This is a genomic window from Endozoicomonas sp. ALB032 (assembly GCF_049310125.1).
Lineage (GTDB): Bacteria > Pseudomonadota > Gammaproteobacteria > Pseudomonadales > Endozoicomonadaceae > Endozoicomonas_A.
In genome coordinates, this window is the sequence record NZ_JBLYNW010000001.1 from 5452732 (window position 1) to 5472567 (window position 19836).

General features: G+C 44.3%; 11 protein-coding genes and 4 tRNA genes. 1 reads left to right on the top strand and 14 read right to left on the bottom strand.

Going from position 1 to position 19836, the window contains the following annotated elements; translation table 11 throughout:
- Positions 1-147 precede the first annotated feature (147 nt).
- From lon to ACO6VG_RS19970, 8 genes are all read right to left on the bottom strand, one after another.
- A complete protein-coding gene (gene lon / locus ACO6VG_RS19935; RefSeq protein WP_422137112.1) occupies positions 148-2541 on the bottom strand; it encodes an endopeptidase La in 2394 nt (797 codons plus the stop codon).
- Positions 2542-3102: 561 nt separating this feature from the next.
- Entirely contained in the window at positions 3103-4392 is a 1290-nt protein-coding gene (gene clpX, locus ACO6VG_RS19940; protein WP_422133926.1) for an ATP-dependent Clp protease ATP-binding subunit ClpX, read from the bottom strand.
- Between the two features lie 326 nt (positions 4393-4718).
- Complete coding sequence (gene clpP, locus ACO6VG_RS19945; RefSeq protein WP_422133927.1) at positions 4719-5357, bottom strand: ATP-dependent Clp endopeptidase proteolytic subunit ClpP; 639 nt, start codon at positions 5355-5357, stop codon at positions 4719-4721.
- 164 nt (positions 5358-5521) lie between these two features.
- Positions 5522-6880 (bottom strand): trigger factor, encoded by a 1359-nt coding sequence (tig, locus tag ACO6VG_RS19950; RefSeq protein ID WP_422133928.1) that lies wholly within the window; start codon positions 6878-6880, stop codon positions 5522-5524.
- Between the two features lie 230 nt (positions 6881-7110).
- Positions 7111-7195: transfer RNA gene (locus tag ACO6VG_RS19955), tRNA-Leu, on the bottom strand.
- Between the two features lie 70 nt (positions 7196-7265).
- Positions 7266-7341: transfer RNA gene (locus ACO6VG_RS19960), tRNA-His, on the bottom strand.
- 33 nt (positions 7342-7374) lie between these two features.
- Positions 7375-7451, bottom strand: a tRNA-Arg gene (locus ACO6VG_RS19965).
- Between the two features lie 54 nt (positions 7452-7505).
- Positions 7506-7582 (bottom strand) — tRNA-Pro (locus ACO6VG_RS19970).
- A 359-nt stretch (positions 7583-7941) separates the two neighbouring features.
- Here ACO6VG_RS19970 and folD point away from each other — a divergent pair.
- Positions 7942-8796 carry a bifunctional methylenetetrahydrofolate dehydrogenase/methenyltetrahydrofolate cyclohydrolase FolD gene (folD, locus tag ACO6VG_RS19975; RefSeq protein ID WP_422133929.1) on the top strand — a complete coding sequence of 285 codons (855 nt, stop codon included), beginning with the start codon at positions 7942-7944 and terminating at the stop codon, positions 8794-8796.
- Positions 8797-8887: 91 nt separating this feature from the next.
- Here the strand turns inward: folD and ACO6VG_RS19980 are convergent, their stop codons facing one another.
- From ACO6VG_RS19980 to ACO6VG_RS20005, 6 genes are all read right to left on the bottom strand, one after another.
- Positions 8888-9991 (bottom strand): hypothetical protein, encoded by a 1104-nt coding sequence (locus tag ACO6VG_RS19980; RefSeq protein ID WP_422475275.1) that lies wholly within the window; start codon positions 9989-9991, stop codon positions 8888-8890.
- A gap of 170 nt (positions 9992-10161) precedes the next feature.
- Positions 10162-11265: a hypothetical protein gene (locus tag ACO6VG_RS19985; protein WP_422475277.1), complete on the bottom strand. Its 1104-nt coding sequence runs from the start codon at positions 11263-11265 to the stop codon at positions 10162-10164.
- A gap of 163 nt (positions 11266-11428) precedes the next feature.
- Positions 11429-12556: a hypothetical protein gene (locus ACO6VG_RS19990; RefSeq protein WP_422475279.1), complete on the bottom strand. Its 1128-nt coding sequence runs from the start codon at positions 12554-12556 to the stop codon at positions 11429-11431.
- Positions 12557-12767: 211 nt separating this feature from the next.
- Positions 12768-15785, bottom strand: a complete 3018-nt coding sequence (locus ACO6VG_RS19995; protein ID WP_422475281.1) for a hypothetical protein — start codon at positions 15783-15785, stop codon at positions 12768-12770.
- Between the two features lie 389 nt (positions 15786-16174).
- Positions 16175-16420: a hypothetical protein gene (locus tag ACO6VG_RS20000; RefSeq protein WP_422413639.1), complete on the bottom strand. Its 246-nt coding sequence runs from the start codon at positions 16418-16420 to the stop codon at positions 16175-16177.
- Positions 16417-19332 (bottom strand): hypothetical protein, encoded by a 2916-nt coding sequence (locus tag ACO6VG_RS20005; RefSeq protein WP_422475283.1) that lies wholly within the window; start codon positions 19330-19332, stop codon positions 16417-16419. Before ACO6VG_RS20005 ends, ACO6VG_RS20000 begins: the two co-directional genes overlap by 4 nt.
- Positions 19333-19836: the final 504 nt, after the last annotated feature.

A 19836-nucleotide genomic window follows, 5' to 3' on the forward strand; every position in this document is an offset into this window, starting at 1 on the left:
CTACTTAACAGCAGACGCTGTTTATACCAATGCCTTATGGGAACTGTCAACAGCGGCAACAACCGCCAATACTGCCTCTGCGCACTAACTCCAAAAAAAAGGCCAGTACTCTTGTACCAGCCTGTTGTTTTAATAGGATCAGTATGCTCAATGGGTCTTGATTAAACGTCTCCTACCAGATGCAGCCTCGGTTTCAAGATCCTTAATAGGCTCTTCATTGTCAGCAGTTGGCATATACTGCAAGGCAATCTCCAGCACTTCATCAATCCACTTCACCGGCACGATCGTAAGGTCTTCCTTGATATTCTCCGGAATCTCTTTCAGATCCCGGCGATTCTCTTCCGGAATAACGACCGTCTTGATACCACCTCGATGTGCCGCCAAAAGCTTCTCTTTCAAACCACCAATGGCCAGCACCTGCCCTCTCAGAGTGATTTCCCCGGTCATGGCAACATCGGCCTTGACTGGAATATCAGTCAGTACAGAAACCAGAGCTGTGCACATGCCGATACCGGCACTTGGACCATCCTTGGGCGTAGCTCCCTCAGGAACGTGAATGTGCAGATCATTCTTCTGGTGGAAATCCTGAGGAATTCCCAGTGAATGGGCTCTGCTACGAACGACAGTCAGGGCAGCCTGGATAGACTCCTGCATAACATCCCCAAGAGAACCCGTCTTGGTAATCTGCCCTTTCCCAGGCACCGCCATTGACTCAATAGTCAGCAGCTCACCGCCAACCTGGGTCCAGGCCAGTCCGGTTACCTGACCCACCTGATCCTGATCTTCCGCCTTACCAAAGCTGAACTTGCGAACCCCCAGGAAATATTCCAGTGATTCAGGGGTCACTGTATCGTAACGCTCTTGAGCAGAAAGTGCTTCATCCTTAACCGCCTTACGGCAAATTTTGGCAATTTCCCTTTCCAGCCCCCGGACGCCTGCTTCCCGAGTGAAGTAACGGATGACATCACGTATGGCGTCTTCCTCAAACTCCAGCTCACCAGCCTTGAGACCACTGTTCTTGATCTGCTTGGTGACGAGATAACGCTGGGCAATATTCACTTTTTCATCTTCGGTGTAACCCGGAATCCGGATCACTTCCATACGATCAAGCAGTGGTGCCGGGATATCCATGGAGTTGGAGGTACAAACAAACATGACATCAGAGAGGTCATAGTCGACTTCCAGATAGTGATCGTTGAATGAGTTGTTCTGCTCGGGATCCAGCACCTCCAACAAAGCTGAAGAAGGATCGCCCCTCATATCAGAACCCATCTTGTCAATTTCATCCAACAGGAAAAGCGGGTTACGCACTTCGGACTTGGCCATTTTCTGTATCAGCTTGCCGGGCATGGAACCAATATAAGTTCTTCTGTGGCCACGGATCTCCGCTTCATCACGAACACCACCGAGAGCCATACGAACAAACTTACGATTAGTAGCCCTGGCAATCGACTCGCCCAAAGAGGTTTTACCAACACCGGGAGGTCCCACCAGACACAGAACAGGACCTTTTATCTTGCGAACACGTTTCTGTACTGCCAGGTATTCCAGAATACGCTCCTTCACCTCTTCCAGACCATAGTGTTCTGCTTCAAGAATATCCTGAGCACGCCTCATGTCATGACGAACTTTGCTGCGCTTTTTCCAGGGTACAGCAATCATCCAGTCGATATAACCACGGACCACAGTCGCTTCAGCGGACATTGGCGACATCATCTTGAGCTTGCTGAGCTCTGCTATGGCCTTCTCTTTCGCCTCGACAGGCATACCTGCATCATCAATCTTCTGTTTCAGCTCTTCCAACTCATTAGGCGTCTCATCCATATCACCCAATTCTTTCTGGATAGCCTTCATCTGCTCATTCAGATAGTACTCACGCTGACTGCGCTCCATCTGTTTTTTGACACGGCCACGAATCTTCTTTTCAACCTGCAGAAAATCCAGCTCACCCTGCATAATACCGATCAGGTATTCCAGCCGCTCACCCAAATCTTCGACTTCAAGCACTTTCTGCTTGTCCTCAATCTTCATGGGCATGTGAGCGGCGACAGTGTCAACCAGCTTGGAGGGCACATTGATTCCTGTCAGGGACGTCAGTACATCAGAAGGCACTTTCTTGCTCAGTTGAACATACTGTTCAAACTGGGACATTAATGACCGGGTCAGAACTTCCGACTCGCGCTCACTGACTTCCTGCTCAATGAATTCCTGAACTTCCGCCGTAACATAATCATTACTTTCATCCAAACGATTGATAGTGACACGGCCCTCACCTTCAACCAAAACTTTGACGGTACCATCGGGTAACTTTAGAAGCTGTAAAATGCTGGCAAGTGTGCCCACCTGAAAAATATCGTCTACGACCGGATCATCGACCTGGGCATTTTTCTGGGCCACCAAAAGAATCTTCTTATCTTGCTCCATGGCAAGGTCAAGGGCCTGTATGGATTTCTCACGCCCGACAAAAAGCGGTATCACCATGTGCGGATACACCACCACATCCCTGAGAGGCAGCAATGGCAGCTCAAAGGGCTCTGACAGATGCAAAGTATCGTTTTTATCCATGACTCAGTCCCCTTACGGCATTTCTACTTACATGACTCCGGTATTATAATGTTCCGGAACGGCTCACAACGGGCAACATCCTGTAAACGTGCAGCACCGTTGGCTTAAGGTTTAAGATGCTTCTTTTTTGTGGAAATTACAATAGTGTTTATTGCTTCCAACTGTGGTAGATTTTCATGATTGAGAAGCTTATCTTCGCAACTTCTTTCGATCAATTCTCTATACAGCCACTGATCTGATTTTTTACAAGACTCTCTACCCACCCGGCAAGTAAAATTTATAGACCTTAGTACCACAATAACGCTGACCAAATTCGTTAATGTAACAGTTTTTGAAGTCTGTCAAGAGCAATGTATCTCTTGTATTTTTCTGTCATCCCCATCAGAGCTGGGCCTATGTAATCCAACACTGAAAAAATAAAGCAATAAGCGTTTTACCAGAATCCCGCTATTTTGGTCGGTTGTGGATTTGCTCCCAGGAAAAAGAAACCCTGCCATTTGACAGGGTTCCCGGTTCTGTAAAAATGCGAACTTATAGTCAACTGTCGTCAGATGCTGCCATCTGTGCTCCAGTGTTTTCATAAATCATAAGCGGTTCAGACTTGCCTTCAATCACGGAAGCGTCAATGACCACTTTGGAAACCGTCCTCTCTGACGGTATGTCGTACATGGAGTCCAGCAAAACACCTTCGAGAATGGACCTTAGACCACGGGCACCCGTCTTTCGTTCCATAGCTTTCTTAGCCACTGCACGCAGAGCGTCTTCACGGAAGTCGACATCGACATCTTCCATTTCGAAGAGCTTTGAATACTGCTTGGTCAGAGCATTCTTTGGTTCGGTCAGAATCTGAACCAGAGCAGCTTCATCCAGTTCTTCCAGCGTGGCAATCACTGGCAGACGACCAATAAACTCCGGAATCAGACCAAACTTAACCAGATCTTCCGGTTCAACCTCTTTAAAGATTTCACTCAGATCCTTCTTGCTATCCTTGCTCTTCACTTCCGCCGAGAAACCAATACCACCTTTATCAGTGCGGTCCCGAATCACTTTATCCAGACCGGCAAAGGCACCACCACAGATAAACAGGATATTGGAGGTATCTACCTGCAGAAACTCCTGCTGAGGATGCTTGCGACCACCTTGTGGCGGAACGGAAGCAACGGTACCTTCAATCAACTTGAGCAGGGCTTGCTGAACACCTTCACCGGATACATCACGGGTAATTGAGGGGTTGTCAGACTTTCTGGAAATCTTGTCAATTTCATCAATATAAACAATGCCCACCTGGGCCTTCTCTACATCGTAGTCACACTTCTGTAGCAGCTTCTGAATGATATTTTCAACATCTTCACCCACATAACCTGCTTCGGTCAGAGTGGTGGCATCGGCAATAGTAAAGGGCACATTTAGCAGCCTTGCCAGTGTCTCGGCCAGCAATGTCTTACCACTGCCGGTAGGCCCGAGCAGCATGATATTACTCTTGCCCAGCTCTACATCATCTTTTTTCTTATCGCCATATCGCAGGCGCTTGTAGTGGTTGTATACAGCAACCGACAACACTTTCTTAGCGCGCGGTTGACCGATCACATATTCGTCGAGAATATCCTTGATTTCCCGGGGTGTCGGCAGCTTGTCAGAGGAAGTCTCTGTTTCACTGTCCTGAATTTCTTCACGGATGATGTCGTTGCACAGATCAACACACTCATCGCAAATAAATACGGAAGGGCCGGCAATGAGCTTGCGCACCTCATGCTGACTTTTTCCGCAGAAAGAGCAGTACAGCAACTTGCCGTTATCTTCACCCTTGCCGCTAGTTTCGTCGGTCATTCGATTACCTGTTGGAGGAACAACACCTGTCATAAAAACAAGATGCAGGCATTGGGACGTATTTTCAAGTGTCAAACAGGAGAAATTACAGAAAAATGGTCTACGAGAGGTTAGTCAGACCTATTTTTCATGCCTCAGGCAGAAACTGTCATGGATTCAATTTACTCCTTCACATTGGGGCAATCTGTTACCAATACTGAGACTGCCTCCACAAAAGCACTCACTGTCCACCTTTGCCTGATTTTAATCTGTTTCTGCCAGATGGTACTCGGGAGTCTGAACAAGAATAGACAGCTCGAGGCTATTTTCGTTCAAACTCCACGCTTTTACTTGTCAGTCGGAATGCGACTACTCAGAACCTTGTCAATCAGGCCGTATTCCATTGCCTGTTCGGCACTCATAAAGTTATCACGGTCAGTATCTTTCTCAACCACTTCCATGGGCTGTCCGGTATGCTTGGCCAGCACATGATTCAAACGTTCCTTGATGGTCATGATTTCCTGGGCGTGAATAGCAATATCAGACGCCTGTCCCTGAAAACCACCCAGCGGCTGATGAATCATCACTCTGGAGTGAGGCAGTGCATAACGTTTTCCGTTAGCACCTGCCGCCAGAAGCAGTGAGCCCATGCTACAGGCCTGCCCGATACACATGGTTGAAACATCCGGTTTAATAAACTGCATGGTGTCGTAAATAGACATACCGGCAGTAACCGACCCACCCGGAGAATTGATATAGAGATGGATATCCTTGTCTGGATTCTCTGACTCAAGAAACAGTAGCTGAGCCACAACCAGATTGGCCATGTGATCCTCAACCTGACCCACCAGGAAGATAACTCTTTCCTTGAGTAGCCTTGAGTATATGTCGTAAGAACGCTCACCTCTGGCGGACTGCTCAACGACAATTGGAACCAGGCCGGAATTGGTGATTGCCACGGATTGCGTTTCGATCAGTCTGGACATGTCCTGTCTTAACTCCTTGCCAAGTCGAAGAGGAACGACCCGCATAGAGCGGGTCGCGAAACGTGTCATGGTTTAACCACTGTAGTGATACAGTGACTAACATTATCGACGCACACAAGGCGTTAATACGGCAGCGCGCGTCAAAACCTTAGACGACGCCCTGATCAGGCCAGCTGTTCTTCGGAAGCTTCGGCTTCTTCAGCAGGAGCAGCTGGCTTGATTGCATCCTGGTAGCTGCATTCGCTATCAGAAACCTTGGCTGCTTCCAGAACAGTATCTACTACCTGCTCTTCCAGAACAACATACTTCACTTCAGAGAGCTGCTCTTCGTTGCTGTAGTACCAGTCGATAACCTGCTGTGGTGTCTGGTAAGCAGAGGCCATTTCTTCAATCATGGCGCGAACGCGATCGTCATCAACCTTGATTTCGCGCTGCTTGACGATTTCACCAATCAGCAGACCCAGAGCTACACGCTTCCTGGCATCTTTTTCAAACAGTTCAGCAGGCAACTGCCTGGGATCGAAACCACCCTGAGCACCACCAAAGCGTTGAACAGCCTGTTCACGCATGCGGTCGATTTCCTGAGTTACCAGTGGCGAAGGAACCTCAATCTCGTGAGTAGTCAGCAGACCGTCCATTACCTGATTCTTAACCTTGCTCTTTATAGCCTGACGCAGTTCACGCTCCATATTCTTGCGAACTTCAGTGCGGAAAGCTTCTTCGCCACCCCCAGCTACGCCGAAACGCTCAAAGAATGCCTCATCAAGTTCTGGCAGAGTGGCAGCCTGCACCTGGTGCACTTTGCAGGCAAACTTAACGGCTTGCCCTTTCAGCTCTTCAGCGTGGTAGTCTTCCGGGAAGGTCAGTTCCAGCGTCTTCTCTTCACCGACTGAAACACCAACCAGACCGTCTTCAAAGCCCGGAATCATCTGACCAGAGCCCAGCTCCAGAGTGGCATTCTCAGCCTTGCCGCCGTCAAACTCTTCACCGTCTTTCTCTCCTGAAGCAAAGGAACCCACGTAATCAAATACGATCTGGTCACCCAGTTCAGCAGCACGCTCTACATCTTCAAAGGTTTTGCTCTGAGCACGCAGAGTTTCTACCATTTCATCGATATCAGCATCGCAAACTTCAGCGACCGGGCGCTCAACTTCAACACCTGCGAAGTCACCCACTACAATCTCCGGATAAACCTCGAAGATGGCTACGAATTCAAAATCCTTGCCTTCTTCGTCATTCTTGGGTTCAACACGGGGCGCACCTGCAGGATTCAAATTTTCCTGGGTTATCGCTTCTACAAACGCCTGTTGCATCTGCTCACCGAGCACTTCCTGACGTGCACCCAGGCCATAGCGACGCTTAACGACCTTCATAGGCACTTTGCCGGGACGGAAACCATCCAGGCGAACACGACGAGACAGATCCTGCAGTCGCTTGTTGATTTCCCCATCGATCTTGTCGGCTGGGATTGTAATTGTCAGGCGACGCTCCAGACCGGAAGTCGTTTCTACGGAGACTTGCATTTGCGTTCCTCAATAAAACCTGAGTTGCAGTACGTATGGAACAAAGGCGCATAGACTAGCAAAAGTACTTATAGGTTGCACCCCGGATCATACAAACAGACCCCTGCCCCTCTCACGCCTCACCAGCGAGCTGGGACTGCGGACTAGTTGCAGAGAGAATGCCCGGCTCAAACAGGCTATTTCTCCAATACAAAAACGGGGATAAGCAAGCTTATCCCCGTATCGTTCACTGGTGCGGATGGAGAGACTCGAACTCTCACGCCTCACGGCACTGGAACCTAAATCCAGCGTGTCTACCAATTCCACCACATCCGCTTACAGCACTTTACTGATGCTGCTTAACTCTTGACAAACCAAATATCGGGCTTAAACCCTTTTTTCATACTGGGGTGGACGATGGGGTTCGAACCCACGACCACCGGAATCACAATCCGGGGCTCTACCAACTGAGCTACGCCCACCAGCAATAACCGACTCTTCGAGACAGTTAATTATGGCGCGCCCGGCAGGATTCGAACCTGCGACCATCCGCTTAGAAGGCGGATGCTCTATCCAGCTGAGCTACGGGCGCATCATAAGTCATCACTCGTCTAAACATTAAGAACATTTTAACCAGTGATTAATCTGGTCGGGGTAGAGAGATTCGAACTCCCGACATCCTGCTCCCAAAGCAGGCGCGCTACCAGACTGCGCTATACCCCGAGTTATGGATAACTTTCTGTTAATCCAATGTGCTGATCGTTGCAGCGCGGCGAATATTACCCAGAAGAGAGTGTCTCGTCAACGTCGATTTAATTCAATCATCTGAGCCATCAACGAGTCGCCGGACTTGAGCTCCGCCTTGCTTCCAACGGCAAACAATCTAACACAGGAGTACCAGACTGACCAGACTCGAAACGTTCATTTTTTGAGCCGAAAACAATCACCCGGGTCATTCGGCACTCCAGGAGAACTCCATCTAATAGCTATAGGTATCTTCGACCTATTCAATTCATGAACAATAAAGAACTTCCATGATAAAATGGGCAACTCGTCCGCTTAACAGGCATCCACCAAGAACCATGACCGCTAGAATCATTGACGGCAAGGCCATTGCCGAAAAACTGAAAGATTCCATTGCTGAACGCGTCAAACAACGGATTGTACAGGGACTCAGGGTACCGGGTCTTGCTGTCGTTCTGCTGGGTGACGACCCTGCCTCCCAGGTATACGTAGGCAAAAAAAGAAGTGACTGTGAACGTGTTGGCTTTCACTCTGTTTCTCATGACCTGCCTGCTTCTACCAGCGAAGCAGACCTTTTGGGCCTTATTGACCAGCTGAATGAGGACCCGGCCATTGATGGCATCCTGGTTCAGCTGCCACTGCCAGAGCACATCAACTGCGACCCTGTATTAGAACGCATTCGTCCTGACAAAGACGTAGATGGTTTCCACCCTTATAATATTGGCCGTCTGGTTCAACGCATCCCAATGCTGCGCCCCTGCACACCAAAAGGTGTTATGACCCTGCTGGAGAGTACCGGTGAAGCCATTCGCGGCAAAAATGCAGTGATCGTTGGCGCATCCAACATCGTTGGCCGCCCCATGACCATGGAATTACTGTTGGCAGGCTGCACAACAACAACAGCTCATCGCTTTACCCACGACCTCAAAGAGGTTGTAGGCGGAGCCGAGATTCTGGTGGTTGCCGTTGGCAAACCAGGACTGGTCAAAGGTGAATGGGTTAAAGAAGGTGCAATAGTCATCGACATCGGCATTAACCGTATGGACGACGGTCGACTGGTAGGTGATATCGAGTTCGAAACGGCACAGCAGAGAGCCAGTTGGATCACGCCTGTACCAGGCGGTGTGGGCCCGATGACCGTGGCCACTCTGCTGGAAAACACACTTTACGCAGCGGAACACCTCCACGACTGACCGCGCAACGTTTGAAAAGCTCCGTTAAACAGGCCGGAGCTTCTTTACTCTGTATCAATGTCCTTATTTCGCACTTCACTTTTAACTCGCATCAGGCATCCAAACCAGATGTGTATAGTGAAAGGCTATGATCTTTTGTCAGGAGAAACAATTTGGCTAAGCGCTTGAGTTCTTTCTTTGCTCTGAACCTTTCTACAATACTTGTCGGAAAGTCCAGGCTTTTGAAAGGAAGCCCGTACAGACTCATATCCTTAGTATCTACAACTACGGACATTGGACGATCTGGGGTGTCACCGACAAATAACTGTTTTATGGGAATACCTTTTGAAGATACAAAATCGATCAAGCTCAAAAAACCGTTTTCCATACCTAAATATTGATACCAGCCACCGACAATATGACACTCGAGGCTTCTCATTTGTTGTTGATCACAAAACTCGTAAATATCTGACAGCTTTTCATATGAAAAATCAGCAGCCCCAAAATGACCAAGTAGCACTTTACTTTGAGACCCGTCAAAAAGAGCAAGACAAATGCAGGGAGCGAGAGCCGTGGTAAATATATATCGTGGCGAACCATCTGTGAACCCCAATTCATCCATATTGACTCTTAACATAGAGGTATCAGCACCCCTTAATGCCCGGGGATTATAAAAAGGGGTAAAAGGCTTCGTTTCAAGTAGCACTTCCTGACCATACAAAGTATGGACGTAGGCCTCAGGAGCAACCTTGAGCTCTACAGTTAATTGTTTCTCCTTATAGCCTTTCCGAGCAATAGGAATCAGCCTTTCCGCTCTGATTATATCAGGGATATCTGTACCTTCGAATGCATTTCCGATTAAAGCGTGATATTCACCATCTTTAAAATAGTTGTCCTGATTCACATTATTTCTTTTAGTCAAATCAAAAATAAGCCTATCTTTATTCATGCTAACAGTAATTCCTTTTTTTCCTGAAACAATATCGTGAATCTTTTTGAATAGATGACTTCTACGATCATCATCAGCAGAGTATTTTCTTAAACTGACAGGTGTTTGTTGATAACCCCTCATCCCCTGATCGCCATGGGAGATTACAGGCTCGACACTCGCAACAGAATACCCCTGATGTGTTACCTGTTCTTTTAACTGGTTATTTGAAGTGTGTTTTATAGAAGTAAAAACAAGGTCTGCATCCAGGCCTACTTTTGGGTCCATAATACAATTCCTTAAACTACTCGGCTACTTTAGCGACTTGATTTCGGCAGTCGTTCACGCTCATTACGAACAACTTTGCAACTATGTCTGACATAGTTACACCTCCAGTTTTTTTATCCTTAGCGTGCCACTAAGGGTGCCCTTTTGACTTGTATCAGTTTCAATTCACTTCAGGAATCCAAACCAGCTGTCAATAATGAAAGACTGTGTTTTTTTGTTATGAGACGCATCGTTGCCATATGCCTGAACTTTTCCTTTGTTGAATCCATTTCATAGTGGCTTACTGGAAAATCAAGTTCACAAAAAGGAAGCTTATACAAGTTCATGTCTCTGGTATCTATGACTATAGATTTTGGGCGATCTTTGGTATCTCCTACAAACATCTGGTTTATGGGTACGTCTTTTGAAGATATATAATCTATCAAAGTTAAAAAACCGTTTTTCTGACCTAGATAATTATATTGACCGCCTACAATGTGACACTCAAGGCTTTTCATTTTTTGCTCATCACAAAAATCAAAGATCTCTGATAGATTTTTGGGTGAAATACTTGTTCCACCAAAGTGACAAAGTACCACTTTATTTTGAGATTTATCAAAAAAAGCGACACAAATGCAGGGGTAAAGACCTGTAGTAAAAATGTATCGTGGTGAGCCATCGCTAAACCCCACTTCAAACGCATCTACCCTCAGCATCGAAGTATTAACGTCATTTAAAGCTTGAGAATTATAAAAAGGTGCAATTGGTAGTGTTTTAAGAGTCGTCTCTTCTCCATATAGAGTATGGACATAGGCAGTAGGAAAATGCTTAAACTCTAAAAGCATTTGATTTTCACTATCACCTTTCTGAACAACAGGAATTAGTCTTTCAGATCTAATTAAATCAGGGATATCTGTGCCATCAAATAGATGTCCTAATTTAGCATAACACCCTGAGCATGTAAAAAAGCCATCCTGATCATCAATGATTTTTTCAGTTAAATCAAAAGCAAGCCTTCCTTTATTGACGACAACAGGGATTCCGGTTTTTTCTAAAAAAACATCTTGTATGTGTTTAAAGACTTGTTTCCCAGGATGATCATAAGCGGTGTATTTTCTTAAACTGACAGGAGTTTTCTGACAGGCACTCATCCCATAGGAACCAGACGAAACCAGAGGCATAACACTCAAAACAGTATGCCCCTTATTATTTCCCTGCTCTTTAATTTGGTTGTTTGAAGTGTGATCTATGGAAGCAAACACACAGCTTTCATGCAAGCCTGTTCTTGGGTCCATATATAATTCCTCAATCTTAAATCACTCAGTTATTTTAGAGACTTTATTTCGAGAATCGTTCACTTTTATTACTAACAACATTGCAAGAAAGGCCGACAATACCCTCCAGTCTTTGAACATACTGTGTCACGAAGGCTGCCCTTTCCACTCGTTTCAGTTTAAATCAGGCATCCAGACCAGCCGTTAATAATGAAAGGCTATGATTCTTCGTTATGAGAGGCATCTTTGCTATACGCCTAAGTTTCTTTTTCGATACATACATGTCTTGGCTGCTTGCAGGAAAATCAAGATCACTAAAAGGAAGCCCATACAAGCTCATATCCCTGGTGTCTATAACTACCGATTTTGGACGGTCTTTACTATCACCAACAAACATCTGTTTTATGGGAACACCTTTTGCGGATATAAAGTCAATTAAATCTAAAAAACCGTATTTCTGACCTAGAAACTCACATTCTCCACCAACAATATGGCATTCAAGGCTTTTCATTTTCTGCTGATCGCAAAAATCAAAAATTTCTGATAGTTTTTCAGATAAAAAATCTGTACCAGCGAAGTGACAAAGTAGCACCTTATTTAGAGATTTATCAAAAAAAGCAACACAAATGCAGGGGTAAATGCCTGTAGTAAAAATGTATCGTGGCGAGCCATCTATGAACCCCACATCAAACATATCCAGCCTTAACATAGAACTATCAACATCGTTTAATGCTTCAGGATTATAAAAGGGCATAATAGATAGTGTTTTAAGTGGCGTCTCTTCTCCATAAAGAGTATGCACGTAGGCCCCAGGAAAATACTTAAACTCTAAAATGAATTGACTTTTACTATCACCTTTCAGAACAATAGGAATTAGCCTTTCAGCTCTGATTAAATCAGGAATATCCGTACCATTGAAGGCACTTAAGACTAAAGGATGATATTCACCAAATTCTAAAAGCAGATCCTGTTCTTCATTGATTTTTTTAGTTAAATCAAAAACAAGCCTGTCTTTATTGATTCCAACAGTGATTCCATATTTTTTTGAAATAACATCTTGAATATGTTTAAAGACATGACTTAAAGGATGATCATAAGCGGTGTATTTTCTTAACCTGATGGAGGTTTGCTGACAGGCACTCACCCCTGGTAAATCAGAGCCGACTACAGACTCCACACTGACTAGGGTATGACCCTGATACGTTACCGGCTCTTTTGCCTGGTTATTTGGACAATTATTTGTAGCAGCAAAGGAGCCACTAGCCTCCATATTTATGTTTGAGTACATTGTATAACCCTCTAACTCTTTCATCTCAGACTATTTAAGAGTCTCAGTTTTGATATTTGTTCAATATTCTTACTAACATCTTCGCAAGAAATCCTGACAAAAACATTCAGATTCTTTATCAGATATGCCGCTTAACCCCGTGTTCTGAAGACTGTCACAAAACTACAACAACTCGTTCCCACGCTACAAGCTACAGAGCCAAAAAGCATGGGAACAAGCTGAAAAGCCAATAGTTTCAAAGACCATAACGATCCATTACTTCGCGCTTGAGATCATTTCGTTTTATTTTTTCAAGAACAAGCAGTAAGTCTTTAAAGGTAAGTCCAACTTTCCTTTTTTTCCATCGTTCCAGCATTTCCATTGCCTTTCCATCATCTTCATCGATATCATCATCAATACTCCTTAGGTTGTGATTACTAAAAACCCCCGTTTGTCTGGCAAAATTCTTCCAATCTTTGCCTAGTTTAAGACCAATATTCAGCAATTCTCCCAGTGGTAAAGGAGCTTTCATAATTACCGCCTGTGGAGTGCCTGTTTTAAATGGATGATACCGCGGATGTTTCGATACATACTCAGCGGCTTGCGTTAACGGAAAAAATTCGTGATTAACTTCCCAAGACAATAGATCAGATAATTCTTTGGGTACCATACCAAAGATCAAAAACATACTACGAATGAATTCGTCTCTTTCTTCTGGCTCACTAAGCTCCAATGCCTCAACAAGCTTTTCTCTGGCTTTAAGGGTAAAATCCATCAAAAGCTCAAGTTCTTTACTGGGTAGCTCTTCAGCCAAAAGACTATGTTCAGGAAATATACCACTTAAACGATACGATAACATTGATCTTATAAGAACTAAAGCAGTAAACATGCCCCTAACATCTTCACATTTTGATGATCCATCGCCAGAAACATTTAATGCTAGTCCCTGAAGTGTTTGATGATCAGGCATTTCAAGCAAATTATTTTTGTTAGATGGAGTAATAAAAGAATATTGACCTTGGCTCGGATAGCCCCACATAATAATGTCAAACCCTCGGCCATCAATAACCGGAAAACCAAAAATATACTTAGCATAAACATCTCTGGCTAATTTATTTAACATTTCTATTGTTTTAAATCCCGACGGAACAGTTTCTTCTTGTAGTAGACGCCCCGTCTTTTTAAAAAGCTGATAAATAGAATTAATTAGCACCACTTTCTTTTCGCGAACTAACCCTGAATAAAAAACTTGGTCTGAGTCATCAGATATCAAAAGATTATTATCCACCAGGCTGTTCAGCAATTCGTTTTTGAATCGCACCAGCGCAACTTCGTCTATATATACATTTCTATATAATGCAAGCGCTATAATAATTCTCGTCACCTCGAGATGCTCTTCGACTCCCTGCGATGTTGCCAACTCACCAACATCTGAAATAAGATCATAAAGTGACAAGTTGTTCTTTACAAAACGAATCCATTTCGAATGAAAATCACTAAGAGTTTTTTTGTCTGAAAAAAAACTATGAGTTAAAAGGTTATAAATTTCTGGGAAAATATAGTGATCATTAGTGTGAAAAAGATTTGCTCTGCGCCTTTCATTTAATTTCAAATTTTTGAACCATTGGAATACCTCGAGTGCTGAAGTATCAGCATCTTTTGTTCCTGACACCGGTATTTCTCTATCTTGTCTAGTGGCAAGAGGCTGTTCTTCAGTCGCCTCCTGTTCTACCACTTTGATTCCTGACGCTCGTATTTTCCTAACTCTTCCTACTAAAGGAAGCCGTTTTTTAGCCGGTTCCTGCTCAAGTACACAAGACTCACGATCCAGACATTCTTTACATTTATTGAAAGCTAATACCGGTTTATTACAATTTTGGCATAACCCATTGTTTGAAGATCCACCTGACCCATCGTCGCCCCCACTCCCATTTCCACCTCGGCTACCTTGACTTTCACGACCATTGTCTTGTTTAAACCGGGTATTGGCAGGTGGGGTTTCACTAAGGTCGGCCATTTGTTTTTCAGCCTCACTGCTTCCCCCGGAGCGGCTGATCCCGGTGGGGACATGGCCCGGAAAAACGGTCACGCTGCGTAATTGTTTGGGACTTAAAATAAACTCGTGCTGTGCATAACGACGATAGTCTTCCGTTTGTAACGGCTGTGCCGGTTGACTGCTCAGGAAATGCTCAAATGCAACTTCCGGATTATCGGGATTTTTGGACAATGCCAGAAAAAGCCCTGAACTCCTTTCAAGATTTGCACCCCTTATCTTATTCCAAAGTTCCTGCGAAATAATTATCACCTGCTCATTCCAACCCCGTTTGATTTTGAGCACAATCCGGGTATCCCAAATTTGTTTTTTTACGGTCTGCCCGCCGGCGACAGGCACCAGGATCATTCTACTGACCGGCTGACTCGTTAATTCAAAAGAGTAAAGGGGAGCCATCCCATTTCCTGGCTTTTTCTTGAATAAATCACCTAAATCATCGCCACCACCAAAACCGCCACCACCAGAGCTTATGTAAGGCTCGCTGTTATCCGCAGTCTCAGAGGTTCCGGGTATTGCAAAAGGCCCACTGAAACGGCTGCTGCCATCAGGCTTACCAGGCCCATTTTGTACAGGTTGTTTATTACGGTAAAAAATATCGACAAATGATGCTTTTTTGCTATCAGATGCGTTGCTGCCCGATGACGACTTTAAAGCAGCGTTTTCTGAAAGAATACCGCTACATTCCGGTTCAATAACCCATCCATTACCATTGTCTTCGATGGCCAGAACCAAAGACTGATTACCTGCCGGTAAACGCCATCTGGCCGAGTACTCATGCTGCCGGAAACCACTGTCTTGTGCCGATTCGACCCGTCTCATTCTCCCATTTTGTATATCCATCATACCCTGACCCGTTAGAGGTTTTTTAATGACAGGAGGGGAGGGAAAATTTCCTGTCGATAATGCAGGAGGCGTCCTGAAACAAAAATTAAACAGGTCACCCGGTTGGCTATCGAGGATGATGTAAAGCTGATTTTTCTCCAGTTCAGAAACTGTTTTACCGCTCTCTTCAAGCGTCTTGCGATCATAAGTAAGAAGGAGGGGCGGATTGCTCCCTATAAACGACAGTTTGTTAATCTCTCCTGATGCCTCACCCCACTTCTCAGTGTCTTTGGGAGAACTCCCCCAATCTGGCCAAGTCAACAGGCTGGTATAAGCAGAACTGTGACCTGCAAGTGGCAAAATAAAAGACAGAATGAACAACAGAAACAAGCGAGTCATAGCGAAAATCCTTGCCGTTTTCATAATGAGTTTTGCCTACAAATTTTATTGAGGAGGGATAACAATAGACCCTAAATTTGAAGTTGTTTTATCTATTCCCATCTTTTCTGATATTTCTCGAAAAAACCTTTAAAATTAGCAGCCAAACTACTATTAAACGTCGCCATCACTTTGCCCCTAAACTAACAAAATCAATGTTGTTGCTTGACAGCTCAGGCAGTACCTGAATCAGTCAAATCAGGCTGCTGCGGGTTCGAGTAATGGGATCTCCTGCTACAGCAGTAAAAATCGGAAGCAGGAGAAGATTATTATATCCGGTCGATTAGCCAAATACAGGGATAGCCATTTTAGTTCTCTTGGGGAGCCAGCCGGATAAAAAGTCAACAATTTCACAAATGATAACGATCTACTACCTCGGTTATAAGATCAAATCGTCCGATTAGTGCAAAAACATCCAGCAAGTCATTGAAGGTAATCCGAAATTTCATGCTTTTCCATTTTTCCATCATTGCCCCTGCCTTATCATCAAACCCAACGTTAGCTTTATCAATCTCTATTATATGTTTTTCATTAAGAACACCGGTATTTCTGGCAAATTTTTGCCAATCAATATCTATTTTAAAACCAATATTCAAGAGTTCCTCTTGGCTACGGTAGAGTCCAAAGTTACAGACTGTGGTGTGCTTTTTTTGACAAATGAGGAACAATCGATATCGAGTCTGGAACACACATCCAGGATTTCCGCTGTATCAGAATTCAAGGTTAGAGGCTGTAGCGCGCTTATTTCTGATTCATGATCCTGTGGATATGCGTCTGCATGTGCAGCGGCTTGCGTTAACGGAACAGGTTCGGGATCCAATGATTCATCTAACAGCTCATCCGATAGCTTCTCAGGAACCATACCAAAGATCATAAACATACTACGTATAAATTTGTCTTTTTTTTCTGATCCAGCCTGTTCCAGAACCTTAACAAGCGCTTCATGGGCTTTAATGCTAAAAGCGCTTAAAAGCTCAAGTTGCTCACTGGGTAAATCTTTCGTAAAACTGGCATATTCAGGGAACATATCATTTAAACGTTGTCCGTGCATTGATCCTATAAGAACAAAGGCGGTAATCATAGCTTCAACAGCACCAAAATCCAAATATTCATTGGCAGTAACTCCTAATGCCAGCATATGAAGTGATTGACTAATGATTCCACTTATAAAATCTTTGTTATATGGAGTAATAAAAGAATATTCACCACTACTCCCACAGCCCCACATAAGAATTCCTGGTGTGTCCTCATATTCCATTTCCAGATCCGGAAGACCAAAACCATACTTAGCATAAACATCTCTGGCAAATTTATTTAACATTGATATTGTTGTAAATCTCGATGGAAATCTTTCACTCTGTAGAGGTCGACTCGTTTTTTCAAATATCTGATAAATATTATTAATTAACTCTGCTTTTTCCTGGCGACCTAATCCTGGATAAAAAACTTTACCTGGGTCATCAGAAGCGAAAAAATCATTTCTCATTAAGTAGTTCAGCAATTCGTTTCTGAATTGTTTCAAACCGATTTCGTTCTCAAAGTCATCCCTGTAAACAGCAAGTGCTTTAACAATTTTTGCCACTTCAACATAATCTTCAATTCCCTGAGATTTTGCCAATTCCCCCACATCTGAAATAAGGTGATAAAGAGATAGACTGCCATTTAAAAACTCAACCCATTTCGAATGAAATTTACGTAGCGTATTTTTATCTGACATAAAACTTTGAGTTAAAAGTCTATAAAGCTCTGGGAACTTATAGTAATCATTAATGCGAAAACAATCTTCTCTCTGACTTTCATTTGATTCCAACATTTTGAACCATTCAAATACCTGGATTGCTGAAGTATCAGCATCTTTTGTTCCTGATACAGGTACTTCCCTATTTTGACTTATTGCAGGAAGCAGTTCTCCAGTCGATACCAGCTCAACAACACTGGCTCCTGACACAGGCTTTCCCTCATATTGTCTTATTGCAGGAAGCAGTTCTTCAATCGGATCCTGCTCAAGTACACTGGATTCACGATCCAGACATTCTTTGCATTTATCGAAAGCCAGTACCGGTTTATTACAATTTTGGCATAACCCACTGTCTGGTGATCCATCTGACCCATCGTCTCCTCCACTCCCACTTCCACCTCTGCTGCCTTGATCTTGATGACCATCGCCACTTTGAAACTGCGTATTGGTAGGCGGAGTCCTATTAACGTCACCCTTTTGATTTTCAGCCTGACTGGTTCCGGTTCCTCCAGAATGGCCTATCCCTGTAGGAACAGTACCCGGAAAAACGGTCACGCTGCGTAATTGTTTGGGACTTAAAATGAACTCTTGCTGTGCATAACGACGATAGTCTTCTGCCTGCAAAGGCTGTGCTGGGTGACTGCTCAGGTAATGATAAAATGCAGCTTCAGGATTATCAGGATTTCTGGACAACGCCAGAAAAAGCCCTGAACTCCTTTCAAGATTTGCCCCCCTTATCTTATTCCAAAGTTCCTGCGAAATAATGATCGCCTGCTCATTCCAACCCTGCTTGATTTTGAGCACAATCCGGTTATCCCAAATCTGTTTTTTTGCGGTCTGGCCGACTGCGCCAGGAACAGGCATCAGGATCATTCTACTGAATGGCTCACTCGTTACTTCGAAAGAGTAAAGAGGAGCCATCCCATTTCCTGGCTTTTTCTTGAATAAATCGTCTAAATTATCGCCACCACCAAAACTACCACCGCCAGAGCTTATGTATGGCTCGCTGTTATCAGCAGTATCAGAGGCTCCGGGTATCGCAAAAGGCCCACTGAAACGGCTGCTGCCTTCAGGAATATCAGGCCCATGTTTTACAGCCTGTTTATTAAGGTAAAAAATATCGACAAATGATGCTTTTTTGCTATCGAATGTGCTGCTGCCCGATGACGACTTAAAAGCAGCGCTTTCTGAAAAAATACCGCTACATTCCGGTTCTATAACCCACCCATTATCATTGTCTTCAATGGCCAGAACCAAAGACTGATTACCTGCCGGTAAACGCCATCTGGCCGAGTACTCATGCTGCCGGAAACCACTGTCTGGTGCCGATTCGACCCGTCTCATTCTTCCATTTTGTATATCCGTCATACCCTGATGAGATACAGTCTTCTTAATTACAGGAGGGGAGGGAAAATTTCCAGTCGAAGATGCGGGGGGCGTCCTGAAACAAAAATTAAACAGGTCGCCCGGTTGGCTATCGAGGATAATATAAAGCTGATTGTTCTCCAGTTCAGAAACTGTTTGACCGCTCTCTTCAAGCATCTTGCGATGATAAGTAAGAAGAAGGGGCGGATTGCTCCCGATAAACGACAGTTTGTTAATTATCCCTGATACCTCGCCCCGCTTCACAATGTCTTTGGAAGAACTCCCCCAATCTGGCCAGCGCACCAGGTTACTATAAGCAAAACTGTGACCAGCAAATGGTAAAATGACAGACAGGATGAATAAAAGAAACAGGCGTGTCATAGCGAGAAGCCTTGCCGTTTTCATAATTGGGTTTGCCTACAAATTTTATTAAGCAGGGATAACAATAGACCTTAAATTTGAAGTTGTTTTATTTTTTCTCACCTGTTCTGATATCTATCGAAAAAACCTTTAAAATTCGCAGCCAAGTTACTATAAACGTCGCATCACTCTTCTGTCACTATGTTGACAACTCTGTCGGCCCCGGAAAAAGACGTGAATGTGGAACACCTGTTGCCAATGAAGATCAAACCAGAATTTTTAATAAACCCCACCCAAGCCTTGCGGGGTAGGTGTTGTTGGTTGAGCGCTCAGGCAGTAGCTGAATCAGTTAAAATAGGCTGCTACGAGTTCGAGTAATGGGATTTCCTGATAAAGCGGTAAAAATCGGAAGCAGGAAAAGATTATTATATCAAGTCGATTAGTCAAATATAGGGATACCCATTTTACTTCTCTCAGGAACCAGGTATAAAGTCTATAGTGTTAAAGATGATAACGATCTATTAGTTCGGTTATAAGATCATATCGTTC